The sequence below is a fragment of the Pseudocitrobacter sp. 73 genome (assembly GCF_008369545.1).
Lineage (GTDB): Bacteria > Pseudomonadota > Gammaproteobacteria > Enterobacterales > Enterobacteriaceae > Pseudocitrobacter > Pseudocitrobacter vendiensis.
On sequence record NZ_VTZO01000009.1, the window covers coordinates 129,715 to 153,692 of the forward strand.

General features: G+C 53.1%; 23 protein-coding genes and 3 tRNA genes. 8 read left to right on the forward strand and 18 right to left on the reverse strand.

The features are described 5' to 3' along the window. Position 1: 1 nt before the first annotated feature. The gene (gene hpaE, locus F0Q32_RS10160; protein WP_104920091.1) at positions 2-1,468 is read right to left on the reverse strand and encodes a 5-carboxymethyl-2-hydroxymuconate semialdehyde dehydrogenase; all 1,467 of its coding nucleotides are present in this window, start codon (positions 1,466-1,468) and stop codon (positions 2-4) included. Continuing rightward, entirely contained in the window at positions 1,465-2,754 is a 1,290-nt protein-coding gene (hpaG, locus tag F0Q32_RS10165; RefSeq protein WP_149462961.1) for a 4-hydroxyphenylacetate degradation bifunctional isomerase/decarboxylase, read from the reverse strand. Before hpaG ends, hpaE begins: the two co-directional genes overlap by 4 nt. Positions 2,755-3,035: 281 nt before the next feature. Here hpaG and hpaR point away from each other — a divergent pair, with 281 nt between their 5' ends. Next, positions 3,036-3,482 (forward strand): homoprotocatechuate degradation operon regulator HpaR, encoded by a 447-nt coding sequence (gene hpaR, locus F0Q32_RS10170; protein WP_149462962.1) that lies wholly within the window; start codon positions 3,036-3,038, stop codon positions 3,480-3,482. Here the strand turns inward: hpaR and F0Q32_RS10175 are convergent. The 3 genes from F0Q32_RS10175 to F0Q32_RS10185 form a co-directional block, all read right to left on the reverse strand. After that, positions 3,479-3,958, reverse strand: a complete 480-nt coding sequence (locus F0Q32_RS10175) for a FidL-like protein (RefSeq protein ID WP_149462963.1) — start codon at positions 3,956-3,958, stop codon at positions 3,479-3,481. The two genes, hpaR and F0Q32_RS10175, sit on opposite strands and share 4 nt — an antisense overlap. Positions 3,959-3,961: 3 nt before the next feature. Then, on the reverse strand, positions 3,962-4,708 hold the full coding sequence (locus tag F0Q32_RS10180) for a winged helix-turn-helix domain-containing protein (RefSeq protein WP_149462964.1): 747 nt from the start codon (positions 4,706-4,708) through the stop codon (positions 3,962-3,964). A gap of 119 nt (positions 4,709-4,827) precedes the next feature. Continuing rightward, complete coding sequence (locus tag F0Q32_RS10185; RefSeq protein ID WP_188016847.1) at positions 4,828-5,376, reverse strand: helix-turn-helix transcriptional regulator; 549 nt, start codon at positions 5,374-5,376, stop codon at positions 4,828-4,830. Between the two features lie 278 nt (positions 5,377-5,654). Here F0Q32_RS10185 and F0Q32_RS10190 point away from each other — a divergent pair, with 278 nt between their 5' ends. Both F0Q32_RS10190 and tsr read left to right on the forward strand, forming a co-directional pair. After that, positions 5,655-6,665, forward strand: coding sequence for an Ldh family oxidoreductase (locus F0Q32_RS10190; RefSeq protein WP_149462966.1), 1,011 nt, complete (start codon positions 5,655-5,657; stop codon positions 6,663-6,665). 196 nt (positions 6,666-6,861) lie between these two features. Further along, entirely contained in the window at positions 6,862-8,523 is a 1,662-nt protein-coding gene (gene tsr / locus F0Q32_RS10195; protein WP_149462967.1) for a methyl-accepting chemotaxis protein, read from the forward strand. 257 nt (positions 8,524-8,780) lie between these two features. Here tsr and opgB read toward each other — a convergent pair whose 3' ends face one another. From opgB to F0Q32_RS10225, 6 genes are all read right to left on the reverse strand, one after another. Then, positions 8,781-11,072, reverse strand: coding sequence for a phosphatidylglycerol--membrane-oligosaccharide glycerophosphotransferase (gene opgB, locus F0Q32_RS10200; RefSeq protein WP_149462968.1), 2,292 nt, complete (start codon positions 11,070-11,072; stop codon positions 8,781-8,783). 233 nt (positions 11,073-11,305) lie between these two features. Then, entirely contained in the window at positions 11,306-11,797 is a 492-nt protein-coding gene (locus F0Q32_RS10205; protein WP_149462969.1) for a DUF2501 domain-containing protein, read from the reverse strand. Positions 11,798-11,868: 71 nt separating this feature from the next. Then, positions 11,869-12,606 carry a DNA replication protein DnaC gene (gene dnaC / locus F0Q32_RS10210; RefSeq protein ID WP_015966046.1) on the reverse strand — a complete coding sequence of 246 codons (738 nt, stop codon included), beginning with the start codon at positions 12,604-12,606 and terminating at the stop codon, positions 11,869-11,871. A gap of 2 nt (positions 12,607-12,608) precedes the next feature. Further along, positions 12,609-13,148 (reverse strand): primosomal protein DnaT, encoded by a 540-nt coding sequence (gene dnaT / locus F0Q32_RS10215; RefSeq protein ID WP_149462970.1) that lies wholly within the window; start codon positions 13,146-13,148, stop codon positions 12,609-12,611. A gap of 123 nt (positions 13,149-13,271) precedes the next feature. Further along, complete coding sequence (locus F0Q32_RS10220; RefSeq protein ID WP_149462971.1) at positions 13,272-13,745, reverse strand: threonine/serine exporter; 474 nt, start codon at positions 13,743-13,745, stop codon at positions 13,272-13,274. Next, on the reverse strand, positions 13,736-14,518 hold the full coding sequence (locus F0Q32_RS10225; RefSeq protein ID WP_149462972.1) for a threonine/serine exporter ThrE family protein: 783 nt from the start codon (positions 14,516-14,518) through the stop codon (positions 13,736-13,738). Before F0Q32_RS10225 ends, F0Q32_RS10220 begins: the two co-directional genes overlap by 10 nt. A gap of 277 nt (positions 14,519-14,795) precedes the next feature. Between F0Q32_RS10225 and pobA the strand changes: the two genes are divergently transcribed. The 3 genes from pobA to bglJ all read left to right on the forward strand — a co-directional run bounded on the left by pobA (position 14,796) and on the right by bglJ (position 17,701). Then, entirely contained in the window at positions 14,796-15,986 is a 1,191-nt protein-coding gene (gene pobA / locus F0Q32_RS10230) for a 4-hydroxybenzoate 3-monooxygenase (protein WP_149462973.1), read from the forward strand. A gap of 351 nt (positions 15,987-16,337) precedes the next feature. Continuing rightward, a complete protein-coding gene (locus F0Q32_RS10235; protein ID WP_149462974.1) occupies positions 16,338-17,057 on the forward strand; it encodes a response regulator transcription factor in 720 nt (239 codons plus the stop codon). Beyond that, positions 17,021-17,701: a DNA-binding transcriptional activator BglJ gene (gene bglJ, locus F0Q32_RS10240; protein ID WP_255475257.1), complete on the forward strand. Its 681-nt coding sequence runs from the start codon at positions 17,021-17,023 to the stop codon at positions 17,699-17,701. Before F0Q32_RS10235 ends, bglJ begins: the two co-directional genes overlap by 37 nt. A 40-nt stretch (positions 17,702-17,741) precedes the next feature. Here bglJ and F0Q32_RS10245 read toward each other — a convergent pair whose 3' ends face one another. After that, complete coding sequence (locus tag F0Q32_RS10245) at positions 17,742-18,200, reverse strand: YbaK/EbsC family protein (protein WP_149462975.1); 459 nt, start codon at positions 18,198-18,200, stop codon at positions 17,742-17,744. A gap of 291 nt (positions 18,201-18,491) precedes the next feature. Between F0Q32_RS10245 and F0Q32_RS10250 the strand changes: the two genes are divergently transcribed. Continuing rightward, positions 18,492-19,835, forward strand: coding sequence for a PTS sugar transporter subunit IIC (locus tag F0Q32_RS10250; RefSeq protein ID WP_149462976.1), 1,344 nt, complete (start codon positions 18,492-18,494; stop codon positions 19,833-19,835). A gap of 110 nt (positions 19,836-19,945) precedes the next feature. Here F0Q32_RS10250 and fhuF read toward each other — a convergent pair whose 3' ends face one another. Both fhuF and F0Q32_RS10260 read right to left on the reverse strand, forming a co-directional pair. After that, a complete protein-coding gene (gene fhuF / locus F0Q32_RS10255; protein WP_149462977.1) occupies positions 19,946-20,734 on the reverse strand; it encodes a siderophore-iron reductase FhuF in 789 nt (262 codons plus the stop codon). Between the two features lie 102 nt (positions 20,735-20,836). After that, positions 20,837-21,901 carry a GGDEF domain-containing protein gene (locus F0Q32_RS10260; RefSeq protein WP_149462978.1) on the reverse strand — a complete coding sequence of 355 codons (1,065 nt, stop codon included), beginning with the start codon at positions 21,899-21,901 and terminating at the stop codon, positions 20,837-20,839. 248 nt (positions 21,902-22,149) lie between these two features. Here F0Q32_RS10260 and F0Q32_RS10265 point away from each other — a divergent pair, with 248 nt between their 5' ends. After that, positions 22,150-22,380, forward strand: coding sequence for a DUF1435 domain-containing protein (locus F0Q32_RS10265; protein ID WP_149462979.1), 231 nt, complete (start codon positions 22,150-22,152; stop codon positions 22,378-22,380). A gap of 41 nt (positions 22,381-22,421) precedes the next feature. Here the strand turns inward: F0Q32_RS10265 and F0Q32_RS10270 are convergent. From F0Q32_RS10270 to rsmC, 4 genes are all read right to left on the reverse strand, one after another. Continuing rightward, positions 22,422-22,508, reverse strand: a tRNA-Leu gene (locus tag F0Q32_RS10270). Between the two features lie 31 nt (positions 22,509-22,539). Then, positions 22,540-22,626 (reverse strand) — tRNA-Leu (locus F0Q32_RS10275). A 30-nt stretch (positions 22,627-22,656) separates the two neighbouring features. After that, positions 22,657-22,743 (reverse strand) — tRNA-Leu (locus F0Q32_RS10280). Positions 22,744-22,946: 203 nt separating this feature from the next. Continuing rightward, a complete protein-coding gene (gene rsmC / locus F0Q32_RS10285) occupies positions 22,947-23,978 on the reverse strand; it encodes a 16S rRNA (guanine(1207)-N(2))-methyltransferase RsmC (RefSeq protein WP_149462980.1) in 1,032 nt (343 codons plus the stop codon).

Genomic DNA, 23,978 nt, shown 5'->3' on the forward strand with positions numbered 1-23,978 from the left:
ATCAGACTCCCCATTTCGGAATGGGATGGTCGCCCATGGAAATGCAGACGTTCTTCATTTCCGCGAACACTTCGAAGCTGTACTCACCGCCTTCGCGCCCGGTGCCGGAGGCTTTTACGCCGCCAAACGGCTGGCGCAGGTCGCGCACGTTCTGGGTGTTGACGAACACCATGCCTGCTTCAATGCCACGCGCCAGGCGTAACACTTTGCTGACATCCTGCGTCCAGATGTACGATGCCAGGCCGTACTCCACGTCATTCGCCAGGCGTAAGCCTTCGGCTTCATCTTTGAACGGCAGCAGACAGGCGACCGGCCCGAAGATCTCTTCCTGCGCCACGCGCATACGGTTATCAACGTCTGCCAGCACCGTTGGGCGCAGGAAGTTGCCGCCTTTCAGGTGTGCAGGCAGGTCAGACGGTTTATCCGGGCCGCCCGCCAGCAGGGTTGCGCCTTCTTCAATGCCGAGACGGATATAGCCGGAAACTTTATCCCAGTGTTGCTGGCTGATAAGCGCCCCAACCTGGGTGTTGGGATCGTTCGGATCGCCCACGCGCAGACGGTTGGCGCGTTCGGCAAAGCGTTTAACGAATTCCGGGTAGATGCTTTGCTGAATAAAGATGCGCGAACCGGCGGTGCAGCGTTCGCCGTTGATCGAGAAGATGGTGAACAGGGCGGCGTCCAGCGCGCGCTCAATATCGGCATCTTCAAAAATCAGCACCGGCGATTTACCGCCCAGTTCCATGGAGTATTTTTTCAGCCCGGCGTTTTTCATTATGTTGCGCCCGGTGGCCGTACCGCCGGTGAACGACACGGCACGTACGTCATGATGACGGACCAGTGCATCGCCTGCGGTTGCTCCGTAGCCCTGTACCACGTTCAGCACGCCCGCCGGAATACCGGCTTCCAGCGCCAGCTCACCCAGGCGGTCAGCGGTCAGCGGGGAGAGTTCCGACATTTTCAGCACTGCGGTATTGCCCAGCGCCAGACACGGCGCGACCTTCCAGGTGGCGGTCATAAATGGCACGTTCCACGGTGACACCAGCGCACAAACGCCCACCGGCTGCACCAGTGTGTAGTTGAGCATCTTGTCATCAACCGGATAGGTTTTGCCGTTCATCTGCTGGCAGACTTCCGCGAAAAATTCAAAGTTGTGAGAAGCGCGTGGGATCAACACATTTTTGGTCTGATGGATCGGCAGGCCCGTGTCAGCGGTTTCCATCGCGGCGATCTCCGGCACGTTCTGGTCGATCAATGAGCCCAGACGGCGCATCAGGCGCGCACGCTCTTTCATCGGCAGATTGGCCCATTTCGGGAACGCCTCTTTCGCTGCCGCTACCGCCTGATTGATCTCCGCTTCACCGCCAGAGGCCACATCCGCCAGCACTTCACCCGTTGCTGGATTAGTGGTCTGGAAGTAGTCGTTACCTGCTACATTTTTGCCGTTTATCCAATGATTTACTTTTTTCATTTCGCTGTATCCTCACTCACAATTCGGTTCACCAGGCGGCCCACGCCTTCTACTTCCACCACTACTTCATCGCCAGGCACCACGTCAGATAAGCCTTTTGGTGTGCCGGTGGCGATCATGTCGCCCGGATTCAGGGTCATAAATTCGCTTAAGTAGGCGATCAGGAAGGGCACGCTGAAGATCAGATCGGCGGTGGTGCCTTGCTGGCGTAACTCGCCGTTGACGAAGGTGCGAAGGGTCAGATTATGCGGGTCCGGGATCGCCTCTTTCGGCACGATGGTTGAAAGCATCGGCGTCAGTCCGTCGCGGCTTTTTACCCGCAGGTTAGGGCGGTAGTAGTTTTCCAGATAGTCGCGAATGGCGTAGTCGTTACACACGGTGTAGCCCGCGACATAATCCATAGCATCGGCTTCGCTGACGTAACGCGCCTGCTTGCCAATCACCACCACCAGCTCCGCTTCGTAGTGCATGTATTCAATATTGTTCGGGCGCACGGAGGTCTGGTTATCGCCAGTGAGGGTATTCGGCGCTTTCAGGAACACCAGCGGTTCTTCCGGTGGTTTAAATTCCAGTTCGCTGGCGTGGTCGGCGTAGTTCAGGCCGAGGGCAAACAGCGTGCCGTGCGGGTGTGGCTGCGTTGGGAAGCTCTTGCGCGTGGTCACTTCACGTTCGTCCACTACCGGGTTTTCCAGCGGCGGGAAACCTTCTGCGAGAACACGAACGCGATCGCCTGGCTGTATTTCCACGCGTGCCTGTGGCGTGCCGAGCAGAATGGCATCGCCTGGGTTCAGCGTGGCAAATTCGCTCAGGGCGCTCAGCAACTGTGCGGCGTTACGTTGTAAATCGGCGGTGTTCCAGCTATCCGCTTCGCGACCGTTTATTTCGGTAATAATTGTCAGGTTATCGACATTTTTCAGCGCTACCGTTTCGCCTATCGGACAGAAGCCATCACGGCATTTCGCTTTGATCGCCGGACGGTAGAAGCTCTCTTCCGGCAGGCTGACCTCATTCGCCAGCGCGTATCCCGCGATGTACTCTGCGGCGTCCTCTTCGCGCACTTTGGTTGCTGTTTTGCCGACAATCAGCGCTACGGTTGCGCCGCTTTGTACCGTTTCGCCCTGTGGGAAAGGAATGGGCTCTCCCGCGCCACTCACGGTGTTACGCGGTTTGATAAACCAGACGGCGGTTTTGGGCGGTGTTTTATAGGGCGATTGCTGGAACGCGTTGTGCCAGGCGTCAATCTGGCTGCGGTGGTTCAGGGCGACGGCGAAGACGGTGCCTTTCATTGACCTCTCCTCAGGACTAATCCGGTGAGTTTCATTTTCATTAATATGTTAATGATCTCTTTTATTCCTGATCGCGTCGTTTGGCAAAAATAAGTGAAATATTTGTGATGAAATTAACAATATATTTACAGTTAATTTTTATAAAAATAATAAAATCAATGTATTAAGTGAAATCTTTCATTTTGTGTAGACGACAAAACAAAGAAACCGGTTGCCGAACAACGCCGTGTTTGCTAATTGTTTCGTTATTAATGATATTTTGAGTACTCTGGGGAAGCACGATGCACGAATCTTTGACAATCGCGTTGTTGCAGGCGCGCGAAGCGGCGATGAGCTACTTTCGTCCCATCGTTAAACAGCATAATTTGACCGAGCAGCAGTGGCGTATCGTGCGCATTCTGGCGGAGAACCCATCGATGGATTTTCACGATCTGGCGTTTCGCGCCTGCATTTTGCGCCCGAGCCTGACCGGTATTTTGACGCGAATGGAACGCGATGGTCTGGTGCTGCGCTTAAAGCCGGTTAACGACCAGCGCAAGCTGTTTGTGTCGCTGACCAAAGAAGGACAGGCGCTATACGCGCGCGCGCAAACGCAGGTAGAAGAAGCCTATCGGCTGATTGAAAATGAGTTCACGCCGGAGAAAATGCAGCAGCTTACCGCGCTGCTGGGGGAGTTTATCGCGCTGGGCAGTTTGCGCCAGAGCGACAATACGGACGACAAAAACTAGTTAGCACACAGCAAAAGCGGTGAGTAGAAATTGCCGATGATAGTGGCGTGTTCCGGCGTGCGCTGGATGCTGAGTAAGCGCTTCTGGCCCAGCAGAATACCGGCGGTGTAGGCTTCGAAAATTTTATCCGGTACGCGATCGTGGCTAAAACGTTCGATGTTCTGAATGTGAATTTCGTACAAACTATCGTGCAGATTACGCCAGCTGAAATTCTCCTGCCGCGAGACGGTATGCGTCTTCTCGTTCGCCATCAGGCTTCCGGTCATGATGAAATAGCCGCTGCCGTCCGGATTAAAGTGCATCACAATCTGGCCGTCAAAATTAAACGGGTTATTGTCGCGGCTTTCCTTGAAGTTGAGTTGCCCCTGACAGGTAAACGCCAGCGGTTCAGGCTTATTCAGCCACCATATTGTCGCGGCTATCAGTGCGATGTTCGTGAATAAAAAGACAATGATTAGCAGAGTACGGGACTTCATCTGTCACCACTCATAAAAGTAATTGGTGCTACAGGTGCTGGTGTTTTGACTTGAGCGTGAGCACTGCGATAGCACCAGTCGGCCTCTATCCCCATAAAACAGCGTGTTCTGTATATGCACATAGAATACGGAATTTTCCAGGCAGGATAAGCCGCTGTTTTCTTTGATTTGACGAGTTAGCGCCACGGCCTGCTTCTGGAAAACGTCGGCAATAGGCGTGAAGGTATAAACCGGGCAACCATCGATCTGGGTCAGTAAATAACGACCGGTTACTAACGGCGACTGTTTTTGCGAGAGATAACTGCCGCAAATGGCCGCGACGATCATCGTGGCAATGGCTAACCAAATGGCTAATGTCGGGCGGGAACGCGGCGCACGTTCCGGCGCGGGAAGCGCGGGCGCGCTTTCACGGCTGAGCGGTTGCACACTTATCTCGGCATTCAGCATAAAACCTGTTTTCGGAACGGTAATAATAAACGTGGTGCCGGGCGCCATGTTATCCAGCAGTTTGCGCAAGATGCTAATGTACTGATTAAGCGAGTTATTGGAGCCTGTTAAACCGCGCTCATCCCACACATCTTGCAAAAATGTCTCGCGATCAACCACCATGCCATGATGGGTAATTAATAAACTGAAGATGTAGTTTGCGGTACTGGTCAGCGTCTGATGCTCGTCGCTCTCTTCTCCCTTCAGGGAGAGCGAGCCATCTTCGTTGTCATAGATGATCGCGTCAGCGAGCAGATATTTCATGTGCGGTAAGCGCGTCCGGAATCGAGAGAGCCAAGGGCAAAGTGCCTTTATATTAGCTTAAATTATAGGTCGTTATGTTACCTATAATATTGATCCCAGCGATGATCACTGCCTGCACATTAGTTATACAGGGCCTGTTGTTCCATAAGATTCATTTTGCGGTTGAATTCTACCAGCGTATCGCAGTGGAATTTGTCCATCGCATTGCGCTTGTGGGTATAAATCGTTTTCGGCGACTTATTGAGGATTTGCGCAATCCGCACCAGCGTAAAGCCCTGACGGATCAACGAGCAAACGCGCGCTTCAGAGCGGGTGAGTTGTTTATCGCGGCGGCGGCGGCTGAATGTGGGATTTTTCAGCTGTTCTTGCAGCTCCGTCATTGGCAGACGATCGGAAAGAATGTTCACCCGATCATCCGGCAGCATCACGCTCAGGTTGTCTACCTGCTCACTTTCCGTAAAGACCAGCCACTTTTGCGCAATCGGAGTGGCATAAATTTCCTGGCACAGTAAACGCTGCTGGCCGTCGTTGTTCTCTTTTACCCACTGAATATCAGCGGTTGGTTTTCCCTGCTGACGTACCAGGTTTTTCACGCCCAGCCAAAAGAAATAATTGTTACTCAGAACCCGGACCTGATAGCGGGGTTCTGCCAGAGTTAATGCGGTCATCATCATTTTCACACCCGTTCTGGCCCGCGATGACATTATCGCCGGCTCGGAGAAGAATGAGAAAAAGCCTACCCTTGAGAGGGCATATAAAGATATTTATAAATACATTTAGCTTTTATATGGTGATTTATTCTAATTTATAAGCGGTGTATATGTTTTTTATCTGTTTGGTGAAAACGGTTGTATCATTGTTGTTATGTGAAAATTAATATACGGTTAACTAACCCTGCCGTCTCCGGTCAACGTTATTGGAGATGAAAATCATAAAGGAGCTTTTCATGGAAACAGTAAACCTCTCTCTGTATGAGGCTTACGCGCTGGCGTATCACGCGCTCAGCAGTAATGGATTCAGTGAACAACATGCGGCGGTGATTGCGCAAAACGTTACCGCCGGTGAACGTGACGGCTGCGCGTCGCACGGCCTGTGGCGATTATTGGGTATTGTCGACACGTTGCGTAAAGGAAAGGTGTCAGCCGATGCGCAGCCCACGGTGATTTCTCAGGCTCCGGCGATTGTCAAAGCGGATGCGCATGGCGCGTATTCGCTGCTGGCCTTTGAGCAAGCGCTGCCGCTGTTGATTGAGAAAACGCGTCAGTGTGGGATTGCGGCGCTGGCGATCAATCGCTGTGTACACTTCTCCGCCTTGTTTGCCGACGTAGAACCGCTGACCGATGCCGGGCTGGTGGCGCTGGCGACTACGCCAAGCCATGCCTGGGTTGCACCGGCGGGTGGCACGCAGCCGCTTTTTGGTACTAACCCGATAGCCTTTGGTTGGCCGCGTGGCGAAAAGCATCCGTTTATTTTTGATATGGCGACCAGCGCGGCGGCGCGTGGGGAGATCCAACTGCATCATCGTGCGGGGAAAGCGATTCCTGAAGGGTGGGGGATCGACAGCGAGGGTAATCCCACCACCGATCCACAGGCGGTGCTTGAAGGCGCGATGCTTACCTTTGGTGGGCATAAAGGTTCTGCGCTGGCGGCCATGGTTGAGCTGCTCGCCGGGCCACTGATTGGCGACATGACCAGCGCGGAATCTCTGGCGTGGGATAACGGCGCGGGCGGCCTGCCGTACGGTGGCGAATTAATTCTGGCGTTGGACCCGACGCGCTTCCTTGGCGAGGATGCCAGTGCACACCTGGCGCGGGCAGAAACGTTATTCAGCGGTATGCAGGCGCAGGGTGCGCGGTTACCGGGCGAGCGTCGTTATTTATCGCGGCTGAACAGTGAAAAGCAGGGCGTTGAGATAACACAATCGCTTTACGATGATATCCGCGCGTTAAGCGCCTGATTTAAACACTGTGCGAAAAGTAGGCCGGATAAGGCGCAGCCGCATCCGGCAACGGCACAGTGCCTGATTTAAACATTGCGCCAAACCGTAGGCCGGATAAGGCGTAGCCGCCATCCGGCAATTCAGGGTTGCACCTTTTCTTAAAGTTTTCTCTTTCCAGGCCGAAAACCGTAATTCGCCAGGAGGAAGAGAAAGCATGTTAAAACGTATCAAGATCGTGACCAGCTTAGTGCTGGTTTTGGTGTTATTTGGACTCTTACAACTCACGTCGGGCGGGCTGTTCTTCAACGCGCTCAAAAACGACAAGGAAAACTTCACCGTTCTACAAACCGTTCGCCAGCAGCAGTCTGGCCTCAACGGCAGCTGGGTGGCTTTGCTGCAAACCCGTAATACCTTAAACCGCGCCGGGATCCGCTACATGATGGATCAGAACAATATCGGCAGCGGCGCGACGGTGGCGGAACTGATGCAGGTCGCGCAGAAATCGCTAAGCGATGCGGAAAAGCGTTGGGCCGAGTACGAAGCGATGCCGCGTGACCCGCGTCAGAGCGAGTCGGCGGCGCTGGAAATCAAACGCAACTATGACATCTACCACGGTGCGCTGGCAGAACTGATTCAACTGCTGAGCGCAGGAAAAATCAACGACTTCTTCGACCAACCTACCCAGGGCTATCAGGACAGATTTGAGCAGGCGTATGTCGATTATCTGCAACAGAACGATCGTTTATACGATTTGGCCGTCGCCGATAACAACCGTTCGTACGATCAGGCGATGTGGATTTTGGCCGGCGTCATGATTGCCGTATTGCTGGCGATTGCGATTGTCTGGTTTGGCATCCGCAAAACCCTGATTCTGCCGCTGCAAAGCCTGATTGAAAGCATCCGCCACATAGCGGGAGGCGATCTTGTTCGTCGCATTGACGTGGAAGGTCGCAACGAAATGGGGCAACTGGCCAGTACCTTGCGTCATATGCAGGGTGAACTGGCGCGCACCGTCGGTGAAGTGCGCAACGGCGCGGATGCGATTTATAGCGGCGCGAGCGAGATCGCGATGGGCAATAACGATCTCTCTTCCCGTACTGAACAGCAGGCCGCTTCGCTGGAAGAGACCGCTGCCAGCATGGAAGAGCTGACCGCGACGGTGAAGCAGAACGCCGAGAACGCACGTCAGGCGAGTAACCTTGCGCTGAGCGCGTCGGAGACGGCGCAGAAAGGCGGTAAAGTGGTGGATAACGTGGTGCAAACCATGCGTGACATTACTGCCAGTTCGCAGAAGATTGCCGATATTATCAGCGTAATCGACGGTATTGCCTTCCAGACTAACATTCTGGCGCTCAACGCGGCGGTCGAAGCGGCGCGTGCCGGCGAGCAGGGGCGCGGTTTTGCGGTAGTGGCGGGAGAAGTGCGTAATCTGGCCCAGCGCAGCGCGCAGGCCGCCCGCGAAATTAAGAGCCTGATTGAAGACTCTGTTAGCCGTGTTGATCTCGGTTCCACGCTGGTGGAAAGCGCAGGGGAAACCATGGATGAGATAGTCAATGCGGTAACCCGTGTGACCGACATTATGGGCGAGATTGCCTCTGCGTCTGATGAGCAGAGCCGGGGTATCGACCAGGTCGGGCTGGCGGTGTCCGAGATGGACCGCGTCACCCAGCAGAACGCCTCACTGGTAGAAGAATCCGCCGCTGCGGCTGCTGCGCTGGAAGAACAGGCCAGCAGATTGACACAGGCGGTGGCCGTGTTCCACATTCAGCAGGAAAAAGCGCTTCAGGAGAAACTGGAAGAGCGTGTGGTGACGGTGAAGCCGGTGCAACGTAAAGCTGCGGCGACGGATGCCGGGGAAAACTGGGAGACGTTTTAAGGCCCTCACCCCTCACCCTAACCCTCTCCCACAGGGAGAGGGGCCGATGGTGCCAGTGGTGAGGTTTGTGCGGTTTTCTCCCTCTCCCTGAGGGAGAGGGCGGGGTGAGAGGGGACCGATGGTGCCAGTGGTGAGGTATGTGCGGTTTTCTCCCTCTCCCTGAGGGAGAGGGCGGGGTGAGGGGGAACCGATGGTGCCAGTGATGAGGTCTGTGCGGTTTTCTCCCTCTCCCTGCGGGAGAGGGCGGGGTGAGGGGATTATCCCTGCGCCTCAACCACCTTAATCTCCACCATCCCAATCCCCAGTTGACGTGGGGAGTGGCCGAGAATATTCCCTTCGTTTGTAGACTCAGGCGCGGGTGGGACAATCACCAGCGTGCTGGCCTGCGTCGGGTTATCGAAGTGCAGGGTTGTGGTCGTCACCTCGTGGCCCAGCATCAGCGTTTGCTCCGAATTACCCACGCGAACCGGGATAGGTTTATCCGCGTTCTGTCCGAAGGCTTTGGCAGTGATCACCAAATCAAATTTCTTCGGCAGTGGATGCTGATACTCAATTTTCACTTCATTGCCCAGTTGGGCGTTAGACCAGCGTCCCCAGCTTTCCGGACGTGAAATGCCGCTAAACTGCTTCACCTCTTCCGGTGCACCGGCGACGTTGAAAACGAAACTGTCGGCTTTGTAGCGAATATCGTTATCCACGACTTTCAGGGTGTCGACGTTGCCGTTGTAGCGTGTCATGTCGATAACCGTGTCTTTGAACGCGGTTTTGCCTTTCCACTGCGCTTTATCGACGTGCTGTACTTTTTGTTCGCCGCCGAGCTGCCCTTGCGAGACGCACCAGTCGGTGGAGAGCGCGAATTCTGGCGCCCAAAGCTGACCCATTTTGTAGCAGCGGTCGATCCAGACAAAGTTATCGCGCGGGGCAAAATCAGCTAACTGATACCGTAACGGTGCCGAGTATTCGCTTTCCGGCAGAGGTTCAACGCGTTTATCCGACACGCGTAGCAGCAGCGGCAGGCGGAAATGGCTACCGGAGAAGGCAATCATGTTTTTCTGCGAATCGATAGTGAACTCTTTCATCTCTTTTGGGAAATTCCACAGGCGGATGATATCGGGTTTCCACGCCAGCACTTTCTCTTTCATATTGAGGAAAATGGTCGACAGCGATTCGCCCGAGAGGCTGCTGCGCCCAAGTCCGATGAAATTATCACCACCCAGAATATCGAGCACCGTTGCGCCGTTATCCATGGTGTTACGCTTTTGCGCCATCACTTCCTGCTGAGGCTGATCGCCGCGCAGAACGAAGAACAGGTTGTTGCGATCCTGTTTGTTGAGGTAATCCCAGGCGGTATTGTTCATCGCCAGATGATCGGAGGACACCACGATCACCGTGTTTTTAAAGTACGGCGACGCTTTGATTCTGTTAATGAATTCCGCAATATTCTGCTGGCTACAGCTGACGGCGCTGAAGGATTGATTGGCTTTACCGCCCATTTCATAGCTTTTACGCGAGCAACTGCGTGAGATAAAACCATCCGGGTGATGCGTGTCGACGGTCAGGGTAAACAGCGAGAAACGTTTGCCCTCTTTAGAGAGGGTTTCGAATTTTTTCCACGCTTCGTCCAGCACCGTGTCGTCGTAGAAGCCCCAGTCATTGCGGTAGTTCGGGTCGTCGACGGTCGCTTTCAGCTCTTCGGAGCCGTAGAGATGGTCGAAACCGTGTGACTTCAGGAAGACATCTTTGCCGGCGAAACGCAGGTTCGCGCCCTGCACGAAATAGTTTTCATAACCGGAGTTTTTCAGGATATCGCCAAGGCAGATATTCTGCGGGAAGAAGCTGGAGAGGGAGGCCGACGCGTTGCCTTCAAACGGGGCGAATAGCGGAATGCCGCATTGTGAAGCGACCATCCCGGCAATGGTGTAGTCGGTGCCCGGCAGCTGCATGGTGTGGCTGAAATCGATGCTGTTATCTTTCAGCGCGCCAAGCTCTGGTGTGAGATCCGGAAACGCGTGGTTATCAAAATAGGTGCGCTCCAGGCTTTCACCGTAGATATAAACGAGGTTCAGCTTTGGCTGCGGAATACTTTTGGCCGGCTCTTTGTAATAGATAGAGAAATCAGGATCGCCATCGCGCGACTGGGATTTGACCAGTTCGCTAATCTGGCGAAAGGCCGGGCTGGCATCAACGGAGCCCACTGCCAGCACTAACGCCAGCAGGCTGTAACCAAAATGATGCGGATGGTGACGACGGCGACGCAACAGCCAGCCAAGCGTGCCGAATACGGCAACTAACCCCAGCACCAGGCCGATACCTGGCAGAATGTATTTACTTACACCCGCGCCGGTCAGGCTGTTGGTGAGCGTGTAAAGCACTGCGTCATTGATGCCATCGCCGGTGAAATAGTCGCTGGCATAGAGCGTAATGTTGAGTATGACAAAAAATCCCAAAACAATTAGCGTAGCGGCGAACCACCACGTATTGCGGCCTGCCTTCAGGGCATAAATCGCCACGGAAGCAAGAAAAAGAGCAAGGGAGAGCAACTCTGACACTACGTATCCTCAACAGCGCCAGTTTTCTGGCCAGATAAAATTTGAACAGCATAATGTAATCATGCGGTCGTATTGCTGCAATTCTAGCGTCATCAAAGTGTGCTGTTGTTCAGAATTGGTTTATAAATAGCCGATTTTATCGTCGAAGAAGGGAATTTTTGTGCATGAGGAGTAAGACGGATGTTGCAGTGTGCGGATAAGCGAAGTGGCGCTCACCCGCACGTTCAGCGGGATCAGGAGAGGAAGTTCACACCCTGTTTCAGTACCAGATCGCAGGCTTTGGCTTTCACTTTTTTACCCAGATCGGTATTGCCCAGGCTTTCAAGATTCAGTTGCTGGCCATCTTTTGCATTCAGCAGGCCCTGGATGCCGTCCATATAGCTGGTGTCTTTTTTCTGCTCAGCGGCAGTGTCCAGACCCAGTTTGTCCAGCACCTGAGATTTGATGTTATCGACGTTGGCAACAGAGGTGATTTTCTCTTTTGCACAGTAACCCATAATGCCCGCGGCGTTATTCATTGTGCTGGCGCTCAGAGACTGCGAACCGCCATTCAGGAGGCTGGTTAATGAGGAGAGAGATGTACCGCTCTGCTGGCTGCTGCTCTGGCCGCCCAACTGGCTGGCTGCGCTGCTCAGGGTGTCGGTCAGGGAATTAGCGTTGGCCGCCGTTGCGAAGAAGGCGCCCGCGAGGATGGCACCACATAACAGGGATTTGGTCGTTTTCATGAGAAGCACTCTATTCATGCAATGAATGTATTAGGCCGCCAGTATACTCCCGGTAGCGACTAAGATTTATCTCAATACTCTTTGCCGGTAACCCGGCTGCGATAGCTGTCCCAGTTAAAGATGACCCACAGGCTGTTGCCGAGGCGCATACGGTCCATCACGCGTTCCCCCAGCAATTTATTCATCTCATCCATATTGCTGTTGGTGAGCATACCAGTAGGGCGTTTGGAAGAAGAGCGACGATCGACAATCTGGTTGATGATCACTTTCTCGTAGCGCGACTCCGTTTGCACACCGATTTCGTCGATCACCAGCAGGTCGACCTGGCTGAGATCGTTCAGCAATTGCTCTTCGCTGGTTTCCCGATTGCTGAAGGTATCCTTCATGGCTGACATAATGTCGGCAACGGTGATGATCAGCACCGATTTCCCGCGAAGGAGCAGTTCATTGCAAATGGCCGCCGCCAGATGGTTTTTCCCGGTACCAGGCTTGCCGGAGAAGATAAAACTGGCAATGTTGCCATCGAACTCTTCCACGTACTGACGCGCTTTTGACAGCGCGTTCATCTGGCCTTCGTTTTCCACGCGATAATTGTCGAACGAGCAGTTCTGGTGCAGCGGGCGAATGCCCGAGCGGTTAAATGTGCGCTGCATTTTCATGGCGCGGTTTTCCCGCTCCAGCGCAGCGGCGCGGATTTTTCCCTGCTCTTTTTGCCAGGCCAGCAGCTCTTCACCGGTAGTGAAGGCGGGCTTGACGTTCGCCGGCATCATCTTTTGCAGGCGTTGCATTAAATCGCCAACATTTTTCATGCTCATCCTCTGAAACCAGGGGGAATATGATTATCGGGTTCGGAAACGCTGTTCAGATCGCGCTTTGGCTGGCCGTTATTGCTCGCGCGGCCCATTTGCACGCTACGCGCCAGTTTTTGCTGCCACTGTACGTGATGGAACACTTTCCCTTCTGCCTGCCAGTAAGCGACAAATGAGGCCAGTTCTTCCGGCGTGACCGGCTCGCTGAGGGCAATTCCCCACAACGCGGAAAGCCGCAAAAATTCGGCATCCGGCTGCCAGCCTGCGTACATGGCAAATTTGCCCATCGGCACGGCGACAGGCATAGGCGCAGGCTCTTCGAAGAACTGCGTATCCAGCGCCACATCGCTGCCCGGACGAGCGAGTTTTTCTTCCAGCGCTAACAGGTGTGCCAGCCGTTCCGGTGTGATGGCGTAGAACGCGGGCGCATTGTTAGCAAATACGGCCAGTGCACCACCTTCTGTTTTAGCAAGGATGGCAGCAGGATCGGCGACAAAGGCGTCAATACCAATCACGTTCGGCGTCAAAATACGAGAAGACATAACACTATCTCAATACAGAAAATAACAGGAAGGCTGCGGGACCCCCGCAGGTTAATGTGCATATAGTAGCACAGTGCATGAAAGGGACGGCAGCCTTAATCCTGACTGCCGTTGGGTAGAGAATCAGACTCGCGGACGTTTGCGATACAGCCACAACCCAGGAATTGATAAACCGATAGAGAGCGCGCCGACAATCGATGATGCTTTAAGAAAGTTGCTGATAAGCGCAATCATCATCTCTTCGGTATAACCTAAGTGGCTGATTTTTACCGCCGAAATCATCGCAGTGTAGGCTGATATTCCGGGGAACATGGGGATGACAGCGGCGACGGTAAAGATCTTCGGGTGCGCCAGGTACCAGCGCGACCAGCGAATGCCGATGCTGCCCACCAGAATAGCGGCAAGGAATGTTGCCCACTCAATGTTAAACCCGGCGGTCATCATCACAAAACGTGAGCTGTGGCCAATCGCGCCCAGCAGCGCGCACCATGGAAGTGCCCGATGCGGCACGTTGAACACCATTGCAAAACCGACTGCCGGAACGGATGAGAGAATGATGTCCTGAACCAGCGCCACTATAAAATCGACTATACCCATCCGCGCAGCCCCCATACGGTCATCGCCATCACCACACCCACGCAGGTGGCGAGCGTCAGCAGGCTGGCAATGGCCCAGCGTGCCAGCCCGGTATTGATGTGGCCTTTAAACATGTCGGCCACGGCATTAATGAGCGGGAAGCCCGGCACCAGCAGCAGTACGCTGGCCGCCATCGCGACGGTGGACGTTTGGCTGAACGTAGGCAGGCGTAACAGCAGGCCGGAGACGGTCGTCGCGGCGAAGGCGGTAATACAGAAATTGATTTGCGGGTGCATCGCGCGGTGAGTGAGGACCTGGCGAATATACATCGCAATAGTGCTGGCGCAGAGCGTGACGAATGCGCCATCCCAGCCGCCGTTGTTGAGTTTGCAGAAACAGGCGCACGAGAGGCCGACCATCATTACCACTAACCAGCGCGGATAGCGTAGCGGCTTGATTTGTGAGAAACGTTTGGCGACATCGCGCGCATCCAGCAGTTTGTGCTCTGCCATGATGACGATGTGCTGAATCTCCGTGACGACGTGCATGTTGATGCCGCGATCGGCATTTTTACGTGTCGATGTGATGCATTTTCCGTCCTTAATTGTTGATAAAACAATGGCATTCGGCGAAATGGCGATTTCGACGCTGTCCATCCCCAGCGCGCGCCCTAAGCGTGAGGCCAGCTCATCAACCAGTGCGCTTTCCGCACCATGCTGAAGCAGAAAAAGGCCGCACTGAATACAGAGCCGCGTAATGCCTCGCTGGGTATTGTGATCGATTTCCGTGGTCATCCAGCTTCCTCGGTACAACTTCCTGATGGTTTACTTTTACCCGAAGCGCCCCTGGTGGGAGTCCGTGTCGGATCAAATAATGTGCAAAAAGGGGGCTGTGTTTTGGGGCGGGATATAATTTGATACTCGCCACAGTTTGTGAAAATTGTTGAAAAGTGCAGCTTTTGAACAGGTTTTTCCCTTCTTTTCCCTCACGCCCTTATCAAAAATGCATGAATAAACTTTATGCATACATAAAACAAACAAATTATTAACTTATCCGATATGAGGCGACCCTATGAAGACACAAGTAGTGATTATTGGCGCGGGGCCTTCTGGGCTGCTATTGGGGCAGTTGCTGCATAACGCGGGTATTCAAACGTTGATTCTGGAACGCCAGACGCCGGACTACGTATTGGGGCGTATCCGCGCCGGCATTCTGGAAAGCGGCACGGTTGGCTTGCTGCGCGAAGCGGGCGTGGCGAAACGGATGGATGCAGAAGGGCTGGTGCATCACGGCGTGGAGTTTTTGTTTAACGGCAACCGCATTCCGGTGCCGTTAAGTGAACTGACCGGTGGCAAGAGCGTGATGGTTTACGGACAAACTGAAGTGACACGTGACCTGATGGAGGCCCGGCAGTCCAGCGGCGCGCCAGCTATTTATGGGGTGAGCGATGTGCGTATCGATGACATCAAAAGTGACAGCCCAACAGTCACCTTTACCAAAGGCGGCGAAAACTGCCGCGTTACCTGCGATTTTGTCGCCGGTTGCGATGGCTTTCACGGCGTTTCGCGGCAAACTATTCCGCGCGAAATTTTACGGGAGTATGAAAGTGTCTGGCCTTTCGGTTGGTTGGGGATGCTGGCCGATACGCCACCGGTGAATCCGGAACTGATCTACGCCCATCACGAACGCGGGTTTGTCCTTTGTAGTCAGCGCTCACTAACTCGTAGCCGTTATTACTTACAGGTACCGTTAACGGAAAAAGTCGAACAGTGGTCTGACGAACGCTTCTGGCAAGAGCTGAAATGCCGCCTGCCAGAGGAACTTAGCCAGAAGTTAGTGACTGGTCACTCACTTGAGAAGAGTATCGCGCCGCTGCGCAGTTATGTGGTGGAACCGATGCAGTATGGCCGCCTGTTCCTGGTGGGCGATGCTGCGCACATCGTTCCGCCAACGGGCGCGAAAGGGTTAAATCTGGCGGCGTCGGACGTCAATTATCTGTGGCGTATCCTGTGCCAGTATTATCAACACGGACGGGCTGACCTGCTGGATCGTTACTCGCAGCTGGCGCTCAACCGCGTCTGGAAAGGGGAACGGTTTAGCTGGTTTATGACCCACCTGCTGCACGATTTTCAGGATAAGAGTGAGTTTGATAAAAAAATGCAGGAAGCGGATCGCCAGTATTATCTGGGCTCACGCGCTGGCCTGACGACAATTGCAGAGAACTATGTTGGGCTACCGTATGAGGCGGTCGAGTCGTTGTAAATGTTTGCCCCTCACTTATATCGATTAAAAGTGAGGGGCATAGCGGCATATTTAATCAATCCAAAAATAAAATAACTATCAAGTGAATCATACGTTCAATTAATGTTTTAATTATAACTTACACGCTTATTCATTTTTTCTAATTGCATTTGGATTACCATTTTATAAACAATGTGACATATTATATCGGTTAACCTTTTGCCGTGACGGCTCTTATTTAATTATAGCAGTTTGATTTAATTTATTAAGGCAAGAAAAGGTATTACTGGAACAAGGAAGAACAGGTCCTTTTTAACAAATCTCCCTTACCGGTGAGCGTAAAAAGGATCGTCGATTGGATGCGGAGGTTTTATGTTACAAGGATACTGCAAGTTCGGTGTCGTTATCAGTAAGATACCAGTGATGCAATCTGGGTTAAGTGCGATCATGACCACGCATTTCCCTGATTATGAATTGAATGTTTGTCACTCTCTGGAAGAGCTCACGCTGCTCCAGCTTCGACGGGCTGATCTGGTGCTGGTTGATCTTTCGGGTGATATTCATCAGCCGAACAATGTTTGCGAGCAATATTACTCCTTACTGTCACAATACCGTGATATTCATTGGGTTTTTCTCGTCGGTCGTCAACATTATTCCCTTGCCGTTGAATTCCTGATGCGTCCGGAAAGCACACTGTTGTCTGATTCTGATCCCGTTGAGCGCGTCGTGATGGCGATTCGTCAGGGCGGTGTTTCTGCGGAACGCATTAGCCAGACGTTACTGGTGCCGGACTACAATGATATTCATGCTGAAAATGAAAAAATGGTGATGCTGACCCTGTCGGAACGTAAAGTTTTACGTCTGCTGGCGAAGGGGTGGGGGATTAATCAAATCGCCACGCTGTTGAAAAAGAGCAATAAAACGATCAGTGCACAGAAGAACAGCGCTATGCGTCGGTTGTCATTGCGCAGCAACGCTGAAATGTACGCCTGGATCAACAGCACTCAGGGAATGAAGGAACTCAATCTCTACTCAGCATATGGAGAACCGGCAGAATGGAAAAGCATCACGGAAAGCAGCATGTCGCTATAGTCGAACCCTGCGTGATGGCGGAAGTCGGCCTGCGTCATTTGTTAGCCGCCTCTTCCAGAAGCCCCTATGTATTTCATTTTTTCCGTTCTGCTGATGCGTTAAGAGAATCGATGCTGAACGACGACTATTTTGCCGTGATTTGTTGTCTGTCAGGTACGCGTGAATTACGCCTCGAGAGTCTGTTGATTCAGGATGAAATTGCGAACAGCAGGTCAGACATTATTCGCATCATTCTGGCTGGCGATCAGCCAGAGGTGGAACTGATTAAGCAACTCTCCCCAACGTTGCTCAACGGTGTGGTGAGCAAATCAGAGCCGCTCTCCCGGCTGAAGAATACTATCCTAGAACTTTTGCGTAGCGGCGGTACGCAACAGCCCGCGCAGGACGAAAGCGATATCACCGTGCATCACCGCTTTTTAAGCCCTACCGAACGGGCCATTTTACGTTATATGACCTGCGGTTATTCTTTAACGGATATCGCCGAGCGGCTTGAGCGAAATATTAAAACTATTCGCGCGCATAAATTTAATGCCATGGCGAAACTGGGTGTCAATTCTGACATCGGCTTGCTAAGTGCGGCGGATTTACTGATGTCATTGCCCGATCGGGAAGGCTTATCCGACGACCTGTCATATTTTTTGTAGCTGAAACCGGAGCGTAAACCCAAGCTCCGGCACAGGTGTCTTACAAACACACATCTACCCAGGTCGCGTCGGTAAGTTGCGCAATGCGTTCGGGGGATATCCGCACGGCGCTGTGCGTGGATCCGGCGGCAGGCAGGACTTCTGCATACTGCTGCAAAGACACATCACAATAAACGGCTAGCGGGTTTTCCAGGCCAAACGGGCAGACACCGCCAACCGGGTGGCCTGTCAACGTTACGACTTCATCGCTACTTAGCATCCGGGCTTTTGCGCCAAAGGTGGTTTTCAGCTTTTTGTTATCCAGACGAGCATCGCCTTTTGCCACGATCAGAATGACCTGCTCTTTGACTTTCAATGACAGCGTTTTGGCGATCTGGCCGGGTTCGACCTGATGGGCCTCGGCGGCCAGGGCGACGGTAGCGGTACTTTGTCCTGATTCGATAATCTCAATATCGGGGGCGTGCTCGGCGAAGAATTGCCGCACAGATTGCAGGCTCATTGGAATCTCCTGAAAAATTGTGGCGTTCAATCTGTCATAAGCCTCGAATCCTGTAAATATTTGCCGTGAGGGAATCGGATAAAACCGCGTTTTCTGGATCTCCTTCACAATCACTGCAACCGGTTACAGTAACCGGTTGCAGTTACGTTGAGAGGAGATTAAAACTGTGAGTGTCATTTACGCTGTACCCAATAATAAAAGCCCTGTACGACGTGTCGCGTAACACGCGTTTGTATAGCGGCAAAATCGTTGTTGCTGTGCTTACGTCTCAAGCCTGTCAGGAGGGCTGCTATGTCTGCTGGTCACACTGCGTTTAATTTAATTTTCCGGTTCGTTGAAAACTACGTCAGCCCTGTTGCCGGGCGTATTTCCTCGCAACGTCACGTGATGGCAATTCGTGACGGCTTTATCTCCGCGATGCCGTTTATGATTGTCGGCTCGTTCTTGCTGGTCTTCGCCTATCCGCCGTTTTCGCCAGATACCACCTGGGGCTTTGCCCGCGCGTGGTTAGATTTAGCGAAAGAGTTTGAAGGTCGTATTCTGACGCCGTTCGATATGACGATGGGTATTATGTCTATCTACATCTGTGCGGCGATTTCTTATAACCTTGGCAAACATTACGAAAAATCCCACCAGCTCGATCCATTTATGTGCGCCATGTTGTCTATTATGGCGTTCCTGCTGGTTGCTGCGCCGAAAACCAATGGCACGTTGCCGGTTGATAGCCTTGGCGGAACAGGGATTTTCACCGCCATTCTGGTGGCCATTTACTGCGTTGAGCTGATGCGCTTTTTGAAAGCGCACAACATCGGTATCCGCTTGCCGGATCAGGTGCCGCCGATGATCAAAAACTCATTCGACCTGCTGATTCCGGTGCTGGTGGTGGTGCTGACGCTCTATCCGCTAAGCCTGCTGATTCAGAGCCAGTTTGACATGCTGATTCCGCAGGCAATTATGTCGCTGTTTAAACCGCTGGTATCGGCGGCGGATTCCCTGCCAGCGATTCTCCTCGCCGTACTGATTGGTCACCTGCTGTGGTTTGCAGGTATTCACGGGGCGGCGATTGTCTCCGGGATGTTGCAGATGTTCTGGCTGACCAACCTCGGCCTGAACCAAACTGCGCTGGCACAGGGCGCGCCGTTGCCGCACATTTTTATGGAAGCATTCTGGACCTTCTTTATTGTTATCGGTGGCTCAGGGGCGACCATGGGGCTGGTGTTCTGCTACCTGCGTAGCCGTTCAGCGCATCTGCGCTCTATTGGCCGTTTGAGCGTCGTACCGAGCCTGTTCAACATTAACGAACCGGTGATTTTCGGTACGCCAATCGTGATGAACCCGGTGTTCTTTATTCCATTCCTGTTAGCGCCAATGGTTAACGCCGTACTGGCCTGGGCTGCAATGAAACTGGACCTCATTGGCCGCGTGATCTCGGTTGTGCCGTGGACGGCTCCGGCACCGATCGGCGGGGCATGGGCCTTAGGCTGGGATTTCCGCGCGGCGATTCTGGTGGTGCTGTTAGCATGCGTGTCTGCCATCATCTACTACCCGTTCTTCAAGGTGTATGAGAAGCAGTTGCTGGCGCAGGAAGCGGAAGAAGCGCAGCGTGCGGCTGAAGAGAGCCAGCAGGTTGCGTAACGGTTGAGTCGGGATTGTTGCCGGGTGGCGCTGCGCTTACCCGGCCTACCGGTGATATTTTGTGTTTTGTAGGCCCGATAAGCTTGCGCATCGGGCATTGCTCGAGCTAATTATTTCAGCGTGCAGTCACCGCATTGCTGAACATCCGGCAGGCGGTAACGCTGACAGCAGGTACGGCGAACCAATAACCCTTCGCGTGGCACAACGGTGCGCCATAGCGGATTGTCCTGGCCGCAGGAAAGGGTTTTCGCGAAGAAGAGTTGTTGGCGCAAGTTGTTAACTTGTTCTTCGCCCAGCACGGTTTTCATCTCACCCAGATACCAGTTAATCAGATAGCCGGTATTGCTCCAGATAAGTTTTCCGTTAATGTCTCCCGTGGCTTCAAGGGCCTCAACAACCGGGACCAAAGCCTGGTTAATCAGCATTTCCATGCGATGTGAGGATGAAGCCTGGCTGGCATGTTCATCTTCCTGCACATCGACCCAGAAACAGGCTGCACGGCCCGTTTCATGAAATTCGACGTGAAAATGTGCCGGTGAGAGGTCAAGCGCAGCCTCTTCGGTCAGCAACGCCAGCATCAGGGGCGGCACCATCAGGCCGATATACCATTGCGCCCACAACGAGATCAGCGGTTTGTTCTCTCGCGTCATGGTGGGCTGGTTACGGTAGATGTGATCGGAATAGAGCGCCAGCAGTGAGCTCAGCTCCGTGGGGCGCATCCACTCCGCCAGAGTTTTAGCGTGCGCCGGGTGAGGCTCATCAAGTTTGAAGCATTCCAGCATATGCGGGCGCTGTTCGGCGATTTTGTCGCGCACGGACTCAGCCAGCGTTTGCTCACGTGTTGGAAGCGGCGCTCGCCAGATAATATCCTCTGCAATCGGTGCGGAACGATAGGCCATAGAATTCGCTGGATACAAATCTAAATGATAATGATTGCCAATCCTAGCTATAGATAAAACCGAGCGCAAGGAATTTGTATTCTTTACGCTCGGGTTGTGATGTTAGTACTGGGGGAGGGCGTCGCTGGTCAGTATATGGTTGCGGCCCAGGCGCTTGGCCTCATAGAGGGCTTTATCAGCATTTTCTAGCGCTTTATCAATCTGTTCGCCTTCCAGTGGGGCGATGCCAATACTGATGGTCACGTTGGTTGCCACGCTGGCGTTCAGAATGTGCGGGATTTTCAGATCATACACTTTCTGGCGGATACGCTCTGCGGCACGTTGGGCGCTATCTGCATTGCTGTTTGCCAGCAGGACAACGAACTCTTCGCCGCCGAAGCGTGTCACAATATCGCGTGAGCGCACAGCATCGCGCACCGCAGCGGAAACCTGAATCAGCGCCTGATCGCCCATCATATGGCCATAGTGATCGTTATAGGCTTTGAAATGGTCGATATCCAGCAACAGAACATAATGACTTTCCGGTGCCAGTGACATAAGCGTGGCGAAACGGTGCTGGAAGCCACGCCGGTTATACAGCCCGGTTAAGGGATCGAGCATACTTAAATCATTTAGCGTTTCCCGCTCTGCCAGAAGCTTGTGCATCAGGCTCTGAGCAAAGGCGTCGTTACGCTTTTCAATCAGATGCTGAATGCTAATGCCGACAATGGGCAGCGCAAGACAGAATGCCATCCTTGCCCATTGTTCACTGTCACTGAACAGCAGACAGGTGATAAATACTGGCAGTGAGTGCAGCAGGAACGCCACGATATTATTCGAAAAGGCGATGGTGCCAATGAACAATACGTTGAGCAAGACGACGATTAAGAAATTAATTTCATCCGGATGCGTGCCCGGCATTTTTATGACGATGTGCCAGGCCCATAAACAGCCAAAAATAACTGAAATTACGGGTAGATAGAATTTTCGCTCTGCATTTAACCAGTGCCAGAGTAACAGTACGCTACTTATGCCCAAAATAAACGTGAGGGGAAGCGTAAACGCATGAACTTTATAGATAGGGTTCAATAACGAAAATAGCGACGACACCAGATTGAGAAAAAGGAAGAGCCTCAGCGTGAGCTGATACTTTTTGCTGTGCAAAGACCGCCAGGATTGTACTGTCATAAGAGATCGTGATTAATCTTCTGGTTATTAAGTAAAGGCCGCCAGCTGTGAACGAGACAAAATAGAGCATGCGAGAAGTGCACGCAAACCCCAGGAATTAAGAGGGGGAAGTTTACGGTCGCACAATTTATCACCTTACAACCGCCATGTCATTATACGTAAGCGAAAGTTATCAATTCATGGAGTTCTCAAATGATAAAAATTATCATATGATATTGGTTATCATTATCTATTTAAGAGATGAAACCATGTTGATGAGAACGTTAGGCAGTGGTTGGGGCGTGCTGATCTCAGGAATGGCGATTTTTGTTCTTGGCCTGATTGGGCTATCGATGGACGCCTGGCGCGGGATTATTACCGTTGGCATGCTGCTGAGCTGCGTGATGATCTGGCATCGACAATGGCGTCATTACGTATTGCTGCCGTCGTGCGTCGCGCTGATAAGCGGTTTAATGCTAATTGTGATGAACGTAAAATGATGGAGTAAAACAGGAAAGAACAACTGGGAGAGAACGAGGACTGGTGCGAGGGGGGGGACTTGAACCCCCACGTCCGTAAGGACACTAACACCTGAAGCTAGCGCGTCTACCAATTCCGCCACCTTCGCACAGATATCTCGTTGTTTATATCGCCCTCGTTGGTGCGAGGGGGGGGACTTGAACCCCCACGTCCGTAAGAACACTAACACCTGAAGCTAGCGCGTCTACCAATTCCGCCACCTTCGCACAGTGCGAGCGATATAACGTGGTTTTTTATGGTGCGAGGGGGGGGACTTGAACCCCCACGTCCGAAAGGACACTAACACCTGAAGCTAGCGCGTCTACCAATTCCGCCACCTTCGCATACCATCGATACCGTAAAAAGTATCGTTACCACGGAGGCGCATTCTAGAGATTTTCAGCTTGACGTCAATAGTTAATTATTGGATGTCGCGCGATTGCTGCAAAAAACGGCGATTATTCTGCGCCTGATGCGCTTTGCTTATCAGGCCTACGGGATCGGTAGGCCGGATAAGGCGGTACGCCGCATCCGGCAGGGGTGCCGATTAGGCTTTCTTCGCCTGACGGGTCATGATGGCGCGATACACCTTGAAACGACCGGTCTGCGCGATAACTTCGTGGAAACCAAAGGTTTCGTCGAGGATCGCCGGGTACGGTAGGAAGGCGTTCGCCACAATGCGCAGCTCACCGCCGCTGTTCAGGTGACGCACGGCGGTACGAATCAGCGTTTGTGCGGCATCGAGGCTGGTTTGCAGGCCATCGTGGAACGGTGGGTTGGAGATAATCATATCGAAGCGGCCTTTTACTTCGGAGAAGACGTTGCTGGCAAATACTTCACCTTCAAAGCCGTTCGCCGCAAGGGTTGCGCGGCTGGCTTCGACCGCTGGTGCGCTTACGTCGCACAGGGTTAAACGCACTTTTGGCGAATGGCTGGCAAGCATCGCGGCTAACACGCCCGCGCCGCAACCGACATCCAGCACTTTACCTTTGGTGTGCGGCGTCAGGGTGGAGAGCAACAGCTGGCTGCCCACGTCCAGCCCATCGCGGCTAAATACGCCCGGCAGCGTTTTGATAGTCAGGCCGTCGAGCTGATACTCGCCCCACTGTTTTTCCACATCAAAGGTGGTCTGTTTTTCCAGACGACCATGGTACAAGCCGCAGCGACGGGCGCTGTCGACTTTGTTCAGCGGTGCGTAATCCGCCAGCATTTGTTCGGCGCTGCGCACGCCGCTGCGGTTTTCACCGACCACAAAAATATCGGTGCCAAGCGGCAGCAGTGACAGAATATTCATCAGCTGGAACTGGGCTTCTGGCTTGTTCTTCGGCCAGTAATAGATAAAGGTGTCGCAGTCGGCAACATCTGCCGCTTCGGCCACCAGGCTGTAGCGCACATTTTCGCCCATTTGCTGGCTCAATACCTGCCAGTGGTGGAACTGCTGGGTATGGGCGCGGCTGAATGCCGTGTCGAGGCGGGCAGGCAGGTCATCCTGCAAATCTCCGGCAAACAGAATACGGCTTTGTTCGAAATCATCACTGTGGCGCAGCAAGACTTCACTTGCCGGGGTAAAAGCAGACAT